Genomic DNA, 14,349 nt, shown 5'->3' with positions numbered 1-14,349 from the left:
TCGGGACCGTCCGGACCAATCCATCAGGATCGACCCAGCTAGGAGAATCACCATGGACCAGCCTTTCGTCGACACCCTTCGCCCCCACCTGCGCTACCTCGCCCCCGAGCAGGAGCTGCGGCCCGAGGACCGGCTGCGTGACCTGGGGCTCAACTCCATGCAGGCCATCGACCTCGTCTTCGACCTGGAGGACAACTGCGGGGTGACCCTCCCCGACGACCAGCTCACGGACGCCAACTTCGAGACCGCCGGCGCCCTGTGGTCGGCCGTGCAGGACGCACGCTCCGACTCTCTGACGGACGCCCGGTGAAGGCCCTCGACCCGGCGCTGGCCGAGCGCCTGGAACCCGTGCTCACCACGGTCGGGCAGCACGCCGCCGAGAGTGACGAGAAGGCGTCCTTCCCGGTGGAGGGCCTGACCGCGATGCGGGCCTCCGGCCTCCTCGGCCTGTTGGTCCCGGCCCGCTACGGCGGCCTGGACGGCACCGTCCCCGAACTGTTGGCCGTCTCGCAGCTGATCGCCCGTCAGGACATGTCGGCGGCCATGGTGTTCGCCATGCACGGCCAGCAGGTGGCGGCGCTGGTCCACCACGCCTCCGAGGAACTGCGCGAGCGGGTGCTGCCGAAGGTGGCCCGGGGGGACCTGTACCTGGGATCGGTCACCACCGAGGCCGGCAAGGGCGGGCATCTGCTCAGCTCCGAGACCGGCACCCGGCGCGAGGGCGACCTCATCGAGCTGGACCGAATGGCGCCGATCGTCACTGGCGGCGCTCACGCGGACGCCTATCTGATGACCGTTCTCGCGCCCGGAGCCGGCTCCGATGGCCAGGTGTCGCTGGTCTACGCCGAGCGCGGTCAGCTGGACGTACAGGTGCTCGGGGGCTGGGACCCCATGGGCATGCGCGGCACGCACAGTGTTCCGATGCGGTTCACCGGCGCGGTGCCGCACGATCAGGTCGTGGGCGCCCACGGCGACTTCCGCCGGGTGACCGTCGACGTCTTCGCCCCGCTGGCCCACCTCGGCTGGAGCGCCTGCTGGCTGGGAACGGCGGCCGGCGCGCTCTCCCGCACCGTGCGGATGCTGCGCAGCCCCGAAGAACGGCGCCGCCGGGACCTCAAGAGCGAGCTGCTGCTGACCCGGCTGTCCCGGGCCCGCCAGCGCGTCGACACCGTACAGGCCATGCTCAGTCACGCCGCCGACGTGTACACGTCCCTCTCCGAGCGGGAGCGCGGCGGCGCGCCCTGGCAGCTGCTCGTCAACGCCCTGAAGGTGACGGCCTCCGAGCAGTGCCCGGCCGCCGTGGAGGAGCTGATCGAGCTGGTCGGACTGCGCCACGGCTATCTGCGCAACCAGCCGCTGGCCCTGGAACGCGCGCTGCGTGACCTGCGTTCCGCCTCACTCAACTACGGCAACGACCGGCTGCACCTGGCCAACGGTTCGCTGAGCCTGCTGGACCAGGAGACCACCCTTGTCTGACACCGTCGCCCTCCGGTCGGCCGGGACCGGGGCCGGGACCGGCCGTCCAGCCCGTGGCCCCGTCGCCCGCCTGTGGGCACCGGCTCCGGATGTCACCGTCGCCCTGGCCCGCACGGACGCCGTGCTGGCGACGCCCGCCGCCCTGGACCGGCTGCGCCCCGAGGAGCACGCGTCGGCCGCCGCGATGGCAGCCTGGCGGGCCCGCGAACACCTGGCCGGCCGGGTGCTGCTGCGACTGCTCCTCGCCGACGTCACCGGCGAGGCCGACGCCCGCGCGCCGGTGGTCCCCGAGCCGGGCGGCCGGCCCAGGCTGCCCGGCTCGCCCCGGACCGGGGTGAGCATCTCGCACAGCGGCCCGTACGTGGCGGCCGCCGTCGGCGTCGGACTGGACGTCGGTGTCGACGTGCAGGTGCCCCGGCCACCGTCGTCCGCGATGGTCCGCCGCTGCTGCCCGCCGGAGACGGCGCTGCGGCTGGCGTCCCTGTCGCCCGAGCCGGCCGCCGAGGTCTTCGCCAGGATATGGACCGTCCAGGAGGCGTGTGTGAAGGCGCGCGGCACGGGCCTGTCCGGTGCTCCCTGGCGGGTGCGGGCCGAGCCGGACGGCCAGGCCGGGTCCTGGGGTGCGCTGCTCTGGCGCCGCGCTGCCCAGCCGGCCCCGGCGGGCGGCGAGAAGGCAGCCCTGGCCTGCGCCTACGGACCGGCCGCCCAGCCGACCTGACACCACACCCCGTTCCGGCCAGTCCGTCCCGTCCCGTAGGACACGGGAGGCACGGCACGGGATACGGGCCCGCCGTATCACCGTTTCTGTTTCGCGGAGGATCCGATGCGTACCGATTCGAAAGTTCCCGACAGCGTGGGCCTGAGCTGCTACACGGAGAACCTCGCCGCCTACCTGTCCGCCCGCGCCCCCGACTCCACCGACCTGCTGGCCCGGTCCGTGCGGCTTGCGGTCGACCCGTCCACCGCAAGCTTCTCGCACCACGACCGTGCTCTGAACAACCTGCCCGGCGGACGCAGGCTCGGCTACCGGGGCGTCCTCGACGCGGAGGCCGCCCGCACGGGCATCGCCGCCGAACTGGCCGAACGCAACAGGGTGCTGGTGGTCGCCGACAGCGGCGCGCTGCCCTGGCTGACCGGTGCGGCCGACGACCACGCGCCGCACCTGATCCTGGTGGACGGCCGCGCCCCGGACGGCAACTGGCACGTGGTGGACGGCTTCACCGCCCTGTTCAGCGGCGGCGGCTCCCAGGACCCGTTCTCGGGCGAGCTGTCCGAGGCGGAGTTCATGGCGCTGCTCGCCTTCCCCCGCGGGCTGTCGCGAGTGCACCGCACGCGCAACTCCCTTGCCTTCGGCTTCCCGGTCACGCTGCCGCCGCACGAGACCTACCAGTGGCTGGCCGAGGAAGAGGGCGCCACCGGGGAGCAGTTGCCCCGCGGGTCCTGGCTGACCGGGTCCGCCGCCCTGGAGGAGACCGCGCGGCTACTGCTGGCGGACATGGACGGCGAAGGCTCGCGGGGCGTGCTGGAGGACGTCTGGGCGGCCGCGCAGCACCACATGTTCCGCGACGCCCATCTGCTGGCCGCCGCGGGCGCGGAGCTGTCCCCGGCGGAACGCGAGACCGTCGACGCCACCACCGCGAAGTGGCGCGAGCTGCCGCGGATGCTCCGGTTCGCCGCCAACTCGGCCCGCCGCGGCCGCCCCCGGCCCTCCCTGGTCAGCGGCGTGTTCACCGCGCTGGCGGAGCTGGAGGCCGCGGCCTCGCCCCTGCACGCGGCGCACGGCTACGGCGTTCCCACGGCGCGTCCCACGGTCACGTCACCCGAACGACAGGAAAGGTGATCCCGGTGCCGACGTCCACGCTCACCCTGTGGGACCGCTTCGCCCGCACGGCCGTCCGCTACCCCGGCCGCCCCGCGCTCACCACCGGTTCCACCACGCTGACCTACGCCGAACTGCGCACGCACGCCGAAACGCTGGCCGCCCGGCTGTGCGCCGGCCCGCCACCCCGCCGCGTCGCCCTGCTGGCGGAGCGGACACCCATGACGTACGCCGCCTACTTGGCGGTGCAGCGGCTGGGAGCCGCGGTGGTGCCACTCAACCCGGCGTCCCCGCCGGGCCGCAACGAGACCGTCGTACGGCAGTCCGGCGCGGCCCTGGTGGTGGCCGACGCGGCATGCGACGCCGTCCCGGCGGGACAGGCCGCGCCACTGCTCCCGGTCGCCCTCACGGACACCGGCTCCCGCACGCACACGACGGGTACCGCGAACACCGCGGGCTCCACGGTGGGTCCCGACCTGTCCGCTCTCCCCGGACCCGGTCCGCAGGACACCGCCTACATCCTGTTCACCTCGGGCTCCACCGGCCGGCCCAAGGGTGTGGTGATCAGCCATGCCAACACCGACGCCTACCTGGACCACGCGGTCGAACGGACCGGCGCCGGGCCGGACAGCCGGCTCTCGCAGACCTTCGACCTGACCTTCGACCCGTCCGTCTTCGACATGTTCGTGGCCTGGAGCACCGGCGCCGCCCTCGTCGTACCCACCCGGGACGAACTCATGGACCCGGCCGGATTCGTGGCGCGGCACCGGCTGACCCACTGGTTCTCCGTGCCGTCGGTCATCTCGCTCGCCGCCCGGCTGCGGCGGCTGGGGCCGGACTCGATGCCGACGCTGCGCTACGCGGCCTTCGCCGGTGAACCGCTCACCCTGCACCAGGCCCGGTCGTTCGCCACGGCCGCCCCCGGTGCGCGCCTGGAGAACCTCTACGGCCCCACGGAGCTGACCGTCACCTGCACCGGCTACCGCCTCCCTGCCGATCCGGCCGACTGGCCGCGCACCGCCAACGGCACCCTGCCCATCGGCACCGCCCACCCCGGCGCCGAGACCCTGGTGGTGGACGAGCGGATGCGTCCCGCCGACGAGGGAGAACTCCTGGTTCGCGGCCCGCAGCGGTTCCCCGGCTACCTGGACCCGGCCGACGACCCGGGCCGCTTCGCCGGCGGCGAGCCCGGCACGGGCCTCACGCCCTACGAGGGCGGAGCGCTGACCGAGGCCCACTGGTACCGGACCGGGGACCGGGTGGCACGGGACGGCGACGGGCTCGTCCACCTGGGCCGCCTCGACAGCCAGGTCAAGATCAGTGGCTACCGCGTCGAACTGGGCGAGATCGAGGAGGCACTGCGCTCCTGTCCCGGCGTCGCCGACGCCGTCGTGGTGGCCCGCTCCGACCGGTCCGCCCCCGTCCTCCAGGCCGTCTACACCGGCGACGCCCGCGACTCCGCGCCGCTGCTGGCGGCCCTGCAGCAGCGGCTGCCCGCCTACATGGTGCCCCGCACCCTGCTGCGCCTGCCCGAGCTGCCGCTCAACCTCAACGGCAAGACCGACCGTCAGGCCGTCCTCGCCGCCCTGGACACCGCCCGCCCCACCACGCCCGGCACCCCCCGCCCCGTCCCCGCGGACCGGACCGCCTCCGAGGCCCGCCGCGCAGCCTCTACCGAAAGGAACCCGGTCTCGTGACCGCGACCAGCACGCGCACCGCGCTGCCCGAGCGCGAGGAATTCTGCTCCGCCATGGCCCAGCTCGCCACCGGCGTCGCCGTCATCACCACCGCCGGCCCGGACGGCCCGGCCGGCTGCACCGCCAACGCGGTGCTCTCCCTGTCCACCGAGCCGCCCTCAGTGCTCGTCTCGCTCGCCAGCAGCGGCCGCACCGTGCGGCACGTGCGGGACCACGGCGGCTTCGCGGTCAACATCCTCAGCTGGCAGCAGCGCGGCCTCATGGACCGCTTCGCCCGGCTGCCGGCACCGGAGCGCTTCGAGGGCGTCCCCTACCGGGACGAGGAGGGCTGCCCCGCCCTGGAGGGCACCGTCGCCACCGTGGTGTGCCGCCTCGACCAGGCGCCCACCGCACTCGACCACACCCTCCTGATCGGCCGCGTCCTGTGGACCACCCAGGACCCCACCGCCCAGGCCCTGGTGCTCTACCAGCGCCACCAGCAGGCCGTGGCCCTCTGACCCCACCCGCACGGGCACCCCGCACTCGCATCAGCACCCCACACCCGCACCCGCATCTGACAGGGATGAGCATGAGCGTATTCGGCACCATGGAATCAGAGGTCCGCAGCTACAGCCGGGCCTGGCCCACCGTGTTCACCACTGGACGGGGCGCCGTGCTGCGCGACGAGTCCGGAGAGTCCTTCATCGACTTCTTCGCCGGCGCCGGCGCGCTCAACTACGGGCACAATCCGCCCGAACTGAAGGCCGCGCTGCTGGAATACCTCTCCGGCGACGGCGTCACGCACGGACTCGACATGCACACCGCGGCCAAACGCGTCTTCCTGGAACGGCTGCGCGACCTGGTCCTCGCGCCGCGCGGCCTGGACTACCGCGTCCAGTTCCCCGGACCCGGCGGCACCAATGCGGTCGAGGCCGCGCTCAAGCTCGCCCGCAAGGTCACCGGACGGCACGCCGTCGCCTACTTCCAGCGCGGCTTCCACGGCATGACGCTCGGGGCGCTGGCGGTCACCGCCAACCCGATGAAGCGCGCCGGGGCGGGCGTACCGCTGCCGTACACCGTGCCGGTGCCCTTCGACGATCTCGCGGACGACGAAGAGCAGACGGTGGCCCGGCTGGTCCGGTCACTCGACGGCGTCGCCGAGGACGGGCTCCCCGCGGCCGTGGTGGTGGAGACCGTGCAGGGCGAAGGCGGGGTCAACCCGGCCCGTCCGGCCTGGCTGCACGCGCTGGCCTCCTGGACCCAGGAACACGGCACGCTGCTGGTCGTGGACGACATCCAGATGGGCTGCGGGCGCACCGGACCGTTCTTCTCCTTCGAACCCGCCGGAATCGTCCCCGACATCGTCTGCCTGTCCAAGTCCATCAGCGGGTACGGGATGCCCATGGCCCTCACGCTGATACGTCCCGAGTACGACGTGTGGAAGCCCGGCGAGCACAACGGCACCTTCCGCGGGTACAACCCGGCGTTCGTCACCGCGACCCGGGCGCTGGAGCTGTTCTGGTCCGACGGCGCGCTGGAGGACCGGACCATGGCGCTGGGCGAGAGGGTCGGCCGCGCCCTCGCCGACACCGCCCGCCGGTACGGACTGCCCGCCCCGCGCGGACGCGGTCTGGCCTGGGGGCTGCCGTTCCGCCGACCGGGCGCGGCCCGCGAGGTGTGCGACGCCGCGTACCGCGGCGGCCTGCTGCTGGAGACGGCCGGGCCCAACGACGAGGTGGCCAAGGTCCTGCCGCCGCTGACCGTGGCGGACGGGCAACTGGAACTGGGCCTTGGGATACTCGACGAGTCCGTCGCCTCGACGGTCGGCAGGCGGACCCTCGCGGCCTGACCGGACCCGGGCAGCCTGCTCTTGCACGCACGATGCACGACCCTCGCGCGGCGAACCGGCCACAGGGCCGGCGAAGAACCGGCCGCGGGGCCAACGAAAGGGAGAACGGATGTCGGTCGACCTCGTCGGCTTCCTCGGCGTAGTACTGGTGGCGTATGTGGTCCCCGGCCCCGACTTCCTCGTGGTGGTGCGGTCGGCCACCGAGCATCCCGCCAAGGGCCGGGCCGCAGCGCTGGGCGCCCAGACCGGACTGTGCGTGCACATGCTCGCCGCCGCGGCCGGACTGTCCCTGATCGCCGCCCGCTCGCCGGCGGTCTACGACGCCATCAAGCTGTTGGGCGCGGCCTACCTCGTCTACCTGGGAGTGCGGGCCGTGCTGGCCGCGCGGAGGGCCGCCCGTGAGCGGGCCGCCGGGCGGGAGGCGACCGGCGGCCTGGAGGACGGCACCGGCCCGCGAACTCCAAAGGAGCAGGACGGGCCGGCCCGCGGCCGGTGGCAGTCCGGCTTCACCCAGGGCTTCCTCACCAACGTGCTCAATCCCAAGGCGGCGCTGTTCTTCCTCAGCATCCTGCCGCAGTTCGTCCACGGCGGCGGCTCCACCTCGCGGCAGATCTTCTTCCTCGGGACGCTGGACATCGTCATCGGCGTCGCCTACTGGTTCGCCCTGGTCGCCGTCGCCGCGCGACTCCGGGCGTTCCTCGCCCGCCCGAAGGTCCGTTACCGCTGGGAAATGACGACCGGCTGGCTGTTCATCGGCATCGGCATCGGCGTCGCCGCGGCAGCCTGAGGTTGCCGCCGACCGGGACGGGTCACCGCCCGGTCACTGCGCCCCGCCGCCGCCCCGCGGACGCAGGGAGCGCAGGGCCGCTCCAGGGCGAAGCGGTGGTCGGGGTCGGCGAGGCGGTCGCCGAGATGGGTGTCGAGGTTCCGCAGGCGGTAGCGAACGGTCTGGGCGTGGACGCCCAGCGCCTCGCCGACCTGCTCAGCGGGTACCCGGGTGGAGATGTGCACGCGCAGCGTCTCCGTGAGACGATCGCGTCGGCTCGGCGGCAGGGCGTCGAGCCGGGCCCAAAACACGAGCTCGCCGCTCGCCGTCGAGTCGACGGGCTGCGGGAGGAGGCCGACCGCATCCAGGCCGAGCTGGCTGCGGCCGAGCACAGGGAGCACAGCCGGGTGCCTGGGTGCTCTGCCGCGTCCAGGGCGCGGTCCACATCGAGCAGCGGCGCACCTGCCGGTGCTTCCTCGCAGTCCGGTGCGTGCAGGACGGACCAGGCCGGGCCGCGCCCGTCGCGCACCTTGGCGAGCACCCACCCCGAAGGCCGGCGCTCCCCGAGGACCTCGCGGACCACCGACGTGGGCGACGGCTTCAGCCATAGCACGCTTGCTCATCGGCAACGCTTGCTCATCGGCAACGCTTGCCCGTTGGCAACCGTGCGGTCTTCGACCGGCCCGGGGTGGTAGGGCCAGCCATTGCCCCCGAGCCGGATTGCCGCGCGTTGTCCATTGCTTGGGTGAACTCTGGGTCAAGGCGGTGGTTTTGACTGCGGTGCCGGGCGTGCGCAGTTCGTTGAGGAACGGGGCCACGCGTTCTGGAGTGAGCCTTGTAGGTAGGTGATGCGGAAGCCCTCGGGCTGGCTCAGAAGTCTGCCAAGAGTTTTTGATCACGTGGCTTCCGGCGTGGATGGTCAGTGGTCTGGTCGTTGGAAGGCGCTGTCACGTTGGTTGACCGGGTGGGATGATCTTCTGGTTGGATCGTGCTGGAGGGGGCTGTTCGTGGGGGTCGTGTCGCTGTCGTACAAGGGGCACCGGTACCCGGTCGAGGTCATCTCCCACTGCGTGTGGCTGTACTACCGCTTCCCGCTGTCGTTCCGCGAGGTCGAGGAGCTCATGCTCGAGCGGGGGATCGTCGTCTCGTACGAGACGGTGCGCCGCTGGTGCGCCAAGTTCGGGCAGTGGTACGCAGGCGCACTGCGCCGCCGGCAGCTCCGGCCTGGTGACAAATGGCACCTGGACGAGGTCTTCATCAAGATCAACGGAGAGCAGCGGTACCTGTGGCGGGCCGTCGACCAGGACGGCAACGTCCTGGACATCCTCGTCAGGACCGCCGGGACAAGGCCGCGGCCAGGCGTTTCTTGCGCAGGCTGCTGAAGAAGACCGGTGCGGTGCCGCGGGTGATCGTCACCGACAAGCTCCGCTCCTACGGTGCGGCCCACCGCGAGGTCATGCCCTCCGTCGAGCACCGGTAGTCGAAGTACCTGAACAACCGGGCGGAAAACAGTCACCAGCCAACGAGGCAGCGCGAACGGGCGATGAAAGGCTTCCGCTCGGTGGGCGGAGCACAGCGGTTTCTGTCCGCGTTCAGCGGCATCTCGCCCCACTTCCGGCCCCGCCGCCATCTGATCCCCGCATCCCACTCTCGAGCCGAGATGACCGTCCGCTTCGCGATCTGGGAGCAGATCACCGGAGCCGCCGGCCTGCCCACCGCGCCGTGAGCACACAGCCGGAACCCGACTCCTCCACGCCCCGGCACACCGTCAGACACCCCCACATCCAGCAACGTGACAACGCCACGACCGGTGTTGCACGACGCACCGTCCGTTCAAGGTGCTCAGCACCGACGCTCCGGTCGTCGGCGGCGACGAGTTCGGCCGCTCTGGCCGCATAAGCGCCGGCTCCCAGAATGTGCTTGACCTGGGTGGCTTTGGCCAGCGGATGCAGGTAGGCGGCGCCTGCCGCAGACATCGCTGCCCACGCTGCCTCGCGCGCAGCCGCAGTGTGGGCGCTCTTGGCTGCCTTGAGTGCCGCCGACGCTGTGTCGCGCAAAGATTTCCCGCGCTCGCCGCCCCGGGCGAATGCCCACGCGGCACCGATGGCATCTCGAGGCCGCGAGTCGTCTGGCTGATCAGCCTCGAATATCTTCAGCACGACCTCCGCAGAAGCCGCGGCGAACGCGGTGACCGCACGAAGATCCTGCTTGCTCAAAACGACCTCGCTCGCTTCCCCTGTCATGCTGCCATCCTCGTTGATTCCCTCCGGACAGCGCGGCAGGAAGTCGGTCTCGGCCGCTCATACCGACTGGCCCTCCGACGCGGACAGGATCGTCGGACTTGACTTCTTGGCCCCCTGAGATGTCTTGACCTGGTCCGCTACGTGCGACATACCGCCCATTTTGATGGGGAAAGAATCTCCGTCCCGGCACGCTGAGCGACGACGAGGAAAAGCCGCTGCCGGGCGGGGCGCGCCGCTGGGAGACTGCGGAGATGACCACGCAGCGGCTGCCGTTCCCGGTCCCGGACGAACGCGCCCACTACTTCGTTGGTAGCTACGCCGACATGCACGACCTCGTTGAGGACCTGGTCGTGCCCGACGGCGTGCCCGAGGCCGCGGCGACCGTCCTGCGTACGGCCCGCGAGCTGCTGCGCCAGTCCTACTACTGCTACGAGTTCTCTACCGTGGCGGTCATGCACTCCCTGATCGCGGTGGAGATCGTGCTGCGCGACCGGATCCCGGACGCGGGCAAGAAGCCGCTGCACCAGCTCATCAAGCAGGGCGCCGCCGACGGGATCCTGACGGCCCGGCAGGCGGAGTACCTCGACTATGGCCGGCAGATCCGCAACGGCATGGCGCACGGCCAGACCACCCACGCGGTGATGCCGCCAGCCATGGCGGTGCCGATGGTGACGACCTCGTTCGCGATCGTCTCCGAGCTCTGCGCCGCGCCCGCCGGATGATCACGGCTCGGTAACGGCACTCAGTGGAGCGTCACACCGTCGACTTTCGCCACACCTCTACCAGGTGACGGGGGATTCCATCCGGACCTCCGCGCCACCTGTGTGAGGAGCTTCGTCATGACGGACACCAGCAGCGCCCGGCAGCCCGAGCCGGAGCCGCGCCCGACCTGGTCAAGGGGTGTCGAGCGGCCTTTGGGCGGCCAGGAATCCAGTGCCGTGAACGGTGCCGCGAACGATTCCAACGTCGTTCCCATCACCGCAGCTCACACCGCCCGCCAGGGGGCCTCCCGACACGCTGACACCTCTCTCCCTTCCCCTGAGACGTCAGCGAAGGGGAAGAAGTCCACTCCGGCCATGAAGGTGCGTGCCGATGCGCTGCGAATGCCGGGTTGCGTGCGGATAGCCACGGTCCGGCAGATGGCTGAGGTGATCAGGAAAGAGGAGTCGGACGGCCGGTCGTACGTGCGCAGAGCGATGAACAAGCTGGCTGAGCTCGGGCTGGCGGAGACGAACGGCAAGGACGGCAAGCACCCGATCTGGAACCTGACTCCGGCGGGACAGAAGGCTCTGGCCGACGGCAACGAGCTGCCTCCCCGACCGAAGGCCGGCACCGGCGCGAAGGCGGTGAAGGCCGGGTTCGGTCCGCACGGCGTCGCGGTGACGGACATGATCCTGGCCTTCGGTGGCCGGGACCATCTGACCGACTGGCAGGTGGAGGTCAACCACGCCATCAAGGAGACCGGCCTGAGCTTCAACACCGACGCCGTCCTCGCATGGCCGACCAAGACCAGCGAGGTGCGCCTCTTCGAGCTCGACAACGGCACCATGTCCCAGGCCCGCCTCGCCAAGGAGGTCTGGGACTACGAGCGCTACGCCGGACACCGCGTCTGGGAAGGCGCCCGCGGCACCAACGGCCGCACCTTCCCCTTCTGGCAGCGCCACCGCTACACCCGCTCCCAGACCTTCCCGCGGCTGCACGCCGTCCTGGCGGGCAAGGAGGAGCGCCTGCTCGACAACCGCCTGAAGGCGCTCGCCGACGACGTGAAGGGCATCGCCGTCGCGGTCTGGGTGAACACCCTGCCCCGGCTCCAGCGCGGCGAACCCTGGTACGAGATCGGCGTCGACGACCCGGACCGGCGCCGCAGGCGCTACCCGGAGCCCGTAGGCCGCTGAGGGGAGCAGGCCCGCCGAGACGACGACGCTCCCTCCCACAACAGCAGTGGGGGAGCGTCGTTCTGCGGCCTGTTCCGTCGACGTGTCTCACGTCTGCGCGGGGCCGGCCGGTTGGCCCGGAGTCCCAACCACAGCCCGCCCGGGCCGATAGGGTTTCCAACGCCGCAGACACCGTGGACGATTCGCGCGAGTCCGCGCAGCTACACCGCCAAGCGGTGCCAGAACCTGTGACTCGTAGCCGTTCTGAAGGAGATTCCCGGTGACCGAGGTTCCCCGAGAGGAACGCTGCCCGTACTTCGTGTGCACCGCGTGCGGGCTGATCGGATAGCGGCGCGGATCTGTTCGGGGGTGGGGTCCACGGTGATCCTTTCCTGCTGATGAGCGGGCTAGTCGGTTCGGCTGGCCATGGGCCTTGCGGCCGCTCTGCTGACGGTTTTGATGAGAGGCCGGCGCATACCTGTCACGAGTGGACTCGCTGTTGCCTCAATGCCGCAGGACGTGCCAGAGGTGTATGGGCTCACCAGCCGACGTTGGGAGGGACGGGTACCGTCCAGAGCTCGTCGTTGGTGTGCTGGGGGTTCTCCAGGCTCAGTGCGTTCCAGGTGCCCTCGTCGCCGAGGGGGGTGCTGGTTTGCCTCAGGACGGTGGAGATGTTGTCCCGGGGGTGGATGGAGACCGTCCCACGCGGTGCCGGGTAGGGCTCCGACCACAGTTGGAACTGCTGGTTCGTGGCGTTCGGGTTGCACGGTGCCAGGGTGACAACCCATGGGCCGTACCGTTCCCAGTCGCCACCGGCTGCCGGCCTCGGGCTGCGGGTCCAGCACGTTCCTTTGGTGGTGCTCTGGATGCTGTAGTACCTGTCGTGCTCGCGTGGAGTGAAGGTCCAGCTCCTGTCGGTCGAGTGCGACCAGTTCGCATCGGTGAACGCGGCAAGCACCTGGCCGACGTTGGCGTAGGTTCCGATGTGTCGGCCGGTGCTGGCGTTGCGGACTTCTCCGGTGCCGCCGTACACCTCAGCCGCTGCGGACGTCGCAGCACCCAGCACGCCACCCAGCGCGGCACACACCGCGGCCGCAGCAACAGCCGTCCGGCGCCACCGCCGGCGGCTCGGGCAGGCGGCAGCCGTACTGGTCGCCTTGGCCATGGATCGGCGTACACGCATGATGTGCTCCTTCGCAAAGGACGAATGGGACGCCCGCAACCTGTCCCGCTTCACCCTCGTGACACGCCTCAACGCTTCAACCATCCGATTGGGCGATCACTTTCCCGCCACTCATGCGGGCCCGTTGGTTGAGGCCACCGCCGGGCGCTTGTGCACGAGCCGACGAACGGGGGCGGGAAGGGGGCCCGCAGAAGTGAAAGGCCTCGTTGAGGCTGTACCGGGCACCACGGCGGGGGGAGTCTTTGCTCCGGTTCGGTGGTCATGCTGCCGTGAGGACTGTCGGCGGTGAGGGGCCGGCAAGGGGGTGTGAGGGCGCGCAGAGCTGGCGACCGCGTCGGCGTGACGATGTCTCAATTCACCAACCACTACCATTAGTAGTATTGCCGCTACTTTCGGTCACGAGAATGCTGGTTGTGACTTCGCGGGTCGCAGGTGTCGTTGGCTCTCGCAATTGCCCGGAACGTACGCGTGCCGTGTTGCCCCCTCGCGTACGCGCCGCATCAGTGCTGCCGTCGGCCCCGCCGCCCCCTCCACTACCGGAAAGCAGGATGACGCTGACCATGCAGACTCCAGTCCGCCTCGCGGCAAGCATCGCGCTCACCACCGCCGCCATGTTGACGGCGGCCGCTCCCGCCTCCGCCGACGCCTCGATCATCCGAGGCCAGGGCCGCGACGCATGCACCCGCAGCTACGTCTGCCTCTACGACAACTGGGACTACAACGTCCCCACGAACGCCCGCATCCTGCGGACCACCGAGGACATCACCAACCTCAACGACTACAACTTCAACGATGCGGCCAGCTCCGCCGTCAACAACAGCCGCTTGATCGTCCGGATCTACCCCGATTACGACTTCAAGGGGGTGCCCGTGACACTGCTGCCCGGCGAGTCCATCAGCTTCAACCGGGGCAACGGCTTCAACGACGTGGCCTCCTCCGTCCAGTTCCTCCCGTACACCATCGGATAGCCGACAGCCGCACCGATCGAGCGGCCCGAGGAGGGAGACTGCTGTCACTGCGGCGGGACCGGCCTGGCCCGCCCGCTGTGGGCGTAGTCGTTGTCAGCCGGCCACGACGTCGCGTAGTTCCCGTACAGCGCGCTCGCGGTGGTGCTGGGCGGGGATCGCCTCGTACAGGTCCAGGGCGCGACGGCGGACCAGGCCGGTGCGGTAGCCCACGGGCAGTGCGGTCAGGGCGGCGACCGTACGACTGCACGCCTGCTCGGTGTCGCCGTCGTGATGGGCGCAGGCGGCGCCGTCGATGTTCAGCAGAGTGCGCGTCATGGCGCTGGTCGGCGCGGACAGCTCCAAGGCGCGCTGCTGGCTCTCGTTCGCGCGGCGGGTGTCCCCGAGGGTGGTGAAGGCGTGACTGAGGTGGACGTGGTGCTTCTGCTCGCCGTACGTCAGCCAGGTGTCCGACCGCTCGCTCTCGGGGAGCCGGTCCATGAGGGCGTCGGCGGCGGC

The 14,349-nt window shown here is 71.0% G+C and carries 13 protein-coding genes and 4 pseudogenes; 12 read left to right on the top strand and 5 right to left on the bottom strand.

What is annotated here, in order from left to right; genetic code table 11:
• Window positions 1-52: 52 nt before the first annotated feature.
• The 8 genes from ACFU5F_RS22760 (at window position 53) to ACFU5F_RS22725 (ending at window position 7,607) form a co-directional block, all read left to right on the top strand.
• Complete coding sequence (locus tag ACFU5F_RS22760) at window positions 53-310, top strand: acyl carrier protein (RefSeq protein ID WP_383890168.1); 258 nt, start codon at window positions 53-55, stop codon at window positions 308-310.
• On the top strand, window positions 307-1,476 hold the full coding sequence (locus ACFU5F_RS22755) for an acyl-CoA dehydrogenase family protein (protein ID WP_383890165.1): 1,170 nt from the start codon (window positions 307-309) through the stop codon (window positions 1,474-1,476). Before ACFU5F_RS22760 ends, ACFU5F_RS22755 begins: the two co-directional genes overlap by 4 nt.
• On the top strand, window positions 1,469-2,194 hold the full coding sequence (locus ACFU5F_RS22750; RefSeq protein WP_383890162.1) for a 4'-phosphopantetheinyl transferase family protein: 726 nt from the start codon (window positions 1,469-1,471) through the stop codon (window positions 2,192-2,194). The genes ACFU5F_RS22755 and ACFU5F_RS22750 overlap by 8 nt, the downstream gene beginning before the upstream one ends.
• A gap of 105 nt (window positions 2,195-2,299) precedes the next feature.
• Window positions 2,300-3,316, top strand: a complete 1,017-nt coding sequence (locus tag ACFU5F_RS22745; RefSeq protein ID WP_383890160.1) for a hypothetical protein — start codon at window positions 2,300-2,302, stop codon at window positions 3,314-3,316.
• A 5-nt stretch (window positions 3,317-3,321) separates the two neighbouring features.
• Window positions 3,322-4,992, top strand: a complete 1,671-nt coding sequence (locus tag ACFU5F_RS22740) for an amino acid adenylation domain-containing protein (RefSeq protein ID WP_383890157.1) — start codon at window positions 3,322-3,324, stop codon at window positions 4,990-4,992.
• Window positions 4,989-5,489: a flavin reductase family protein gene (locus tag ACFU5F_RS22735; RefSeq protein ID WP_383890155.1), complete on the top strand. Its 501-nt coding sequence runs from the start codon at window positions 4,989-4,991 to the stop codon at window positions 5,487-5,489. Before ACFU5F_RS22740 ends, ACFU5F_RS22735 begins: the two co-directional genes overlap by 4 nt.
• 71 nt (window positions 5,490-5,560) lie before the next feature.
• Window positions 5,561-6,820 carry an aspartate aminotransferase family protein gene (locus ACFU5F_RS22730; RefSeq protein ID WP_383890152.1) on the top strand — a complete coding sequence of 420 codons (1,260 nt, stop codon included), beginning with the start codon at window positions 5,561-5,563 and terminating at the stop codon, window positions 6,818-6,820.
• Between the two features lie 109 nt (window positions 6,821-6,929).
• Window positions 6,930-7,607, top strand: a complete 678-nt coding sequence (locus ACFU5F_RS22725) for a LysE family translocator (RefSeq protein WP_383890149.1) — start codon at window positions 6,930-6,932, stop codon at window positions 7,605-7,607.
• A gap of 33 nt (window positions 7,608-7,640) precedes the next feature.
• On the opposite strand, the pseudogene ACFU5F_RS22720 reads toward ACFU5F_RS22725, so the two are convergent.
• Window positions 7,641-7,873: pseudogene (locus tag ACFU5F_RS22720) on the bottom strand (helix-turn-helix domain-containing protein); the annotation flags it as partial.
• Window positions 7,874-7,965: 92 nt separating this feature from the next.
• Window positions 7,966-8,178, bottom strand: a pseudogene (locus tag ACFU5F_RS22715) (DUF6233 domain-containing protein); the annotation flags it as partial.
• Between the two features lie 415 nt (window positions 8,179-8,593).
• On the opposite strand from ACFU5F_RS22715, the pseudogene ACFU5F_RS22710 reads away from it, so the two are divergent.
• A pseudogene (locus ACFU5F_RS22710) lies at window positions 8,594-9,312 on the top strand (IS6 family transposase).
• Here ACFU5F_RS22710 and ACFU5F_RS22705 read toward each other — a convergent pair.
• Window positions 9,278-9,829, bottom strand: a complete 552-nt coding sequence (locus ACFU5F_RS22705) for a putative immunity protein (RefSeq protein WP_383890147.1) — start codon at window positions 9,827-9,829, stop codon at window positions 9,278-9,280. The pseudogene ACFU5F_RS22710 and the gene ACFU5F_RS22705 sit on opposite strands and share 35 nt — an antisense overlap.
• A gap of 251 nt (window positions 9,830-10,080) precedes the next feature.
• On the opposite strand from ACFU5F_RS22705, the gene ACFU5F_RS22700 reads away from it, so the two are divergent.
• Together ACFU5F_RS22700 and ACFU5F_RS22695 are read left to right on the top strand one after the other, a co-directional pair.
• Window positions 10,081-10,551, top strand: coding sequence for a hypothetical protein (locus ACFU5F_RS22700; RefSeq protein ID WP_383890144.1), 471 nt, complete (start codon window positions 10,081-10,083; stop codon window positions 10,549-10,551).
• Between the two features lie 117 nt (window positions 10,552-10,668).
• Window positions 10,669-11,724 (top strand): replication-relaxation family protein, encoded by a 1,056-nt coding sequence (locus ACFU5F_RS22695; RefSeq protein WP_383890141.1) that lies wholly within the window; start codon window positions 10,669-10,671, stop codon window positions 11,722-11,724.
• A 517-nt stretch (window positions 11,725-12,241) separates the two neighbouring features.
• On the opposite strand, the gene ACFU5F_RS22690 is transcribed toward ACFU5F_RS22695, so the two are convergent.
• Window positions 12,242-12,886, bottom strand: coding sequence for a hypothetical protein (locus tag ACFU5F_RS22690; RefSeq protein WP_383890138.1), 645 nt, complete (start codon window positions 12,884-12,886; stop codon window positions 12,242-12,244).
• 560 nt (window positions 12,887-13,446) lie between these two features.
• Here ACFU5F_RS22690 and ACFU5F_RS22685 point away from each other — a divergent pair.
• Window positions 13,447-13,854, top strand: a complete 408-nt coding sequence (locus tag ACFU5F_RS22685) for a peptidase inhibitor family I36 protein (protein WP_383890135.1) — start codon at window positions 13,447-13,449, stop codon at window positions 13,852-13,854.
• Window positions 13,855-13,947: 93 nt separating this feature from the next.
• Here ACFU5F_RS22685 and ACFU5F_RS22680 read toward each other — a convergent pair.
• Window positions 13,948-14,349 (bottom strand): annotated as a pseudogene (locus tag ACFU5F_RS22680) (hypothetical protein); the annotation flags it as partial.

The organism is Streptomyces sp. NPDC057438 (assembly GCF_042802995.1).
GTDB lineage: Bacteria > Actinomycetota > Actinomycetes > Streptomycetales > Streptomycetaceae > Streptomyces.
The sequence above is the reverse complement of the archived record's forward strand: the minus strand, read 5'-3'. Positions and strand labels throughout refer to the sequence as shown.

Excerpts from the sequence above, each read along its gene's own strand:
- ACFU5F_RS22760 (WP_383890168.1), top strand. The coding sequence starts at position 53 with ATGGACCAGCCTTTCGTCGACACCCTTCGCCCCCACCTGCGCTACCTC.
- ACFU5F_RS22745 (WP_383890160.1), top strand. The coding sequence starts at position 2,300 with ATGCGTACCGATTCGAAAGTTCCCGACAGCGTGGGCCTGAGCTGCTAC.
- ACFU5F_RS22730 (WP_383890152.1), top strand. The coding sequence starts at position 5,561 with ATGAGCGTATTCGGCACCATGGAATCAGAGGTCCGCAGCTACAGCCGG.
- ACFU5F_RS22725 (WP_383890149.1), top strand. The coding sequence starts at position 6,930 with ATGTCGGTCGACCTCGTCGGCTTCCTCGGCGTAGTACTGGTGGCGTAT.
- ACFU5F_RS22705 (WP_383890147.1), bottom strand. The coding sequence starts at position 9,829 with ATGACAGGGGAAGCGAGCGAGGTCGTTTTGAGCAAGCAGGATCTTCGT.
- ACFU5F_RS22700 (WP_383890144.1), top strand. The coding sequence starts at position 10,081 with ATGACCACGCAGCGGCTGCCGTTCCCGGTCCCGGACGAACGCGCCCAC.
- ACFU5F_RS22695 (WP_383890141.1), top strand. The coding sequence starts at position 10,669 with ATGACGGACACCAGCAGCGCCCGGCAGCCCGAGCCGGAGCCGCGCCCG.
- ACFU5F_RS22690 (WP_383890138.1), bottom strand. The coding sequence starts at position 12,886 with ATGCGTGTACGCCGATCCATGGCCAAGGCGACCAGTACGGCTGCCGCC.
- ACFU5F_RS22685 (WP_383890135.1), top strand. The coding sequence starts at position 13,447 with ATGCAGACTCCAGTCCGCCTCGCGGCAAGCATCGCGCTCACCACCGCC.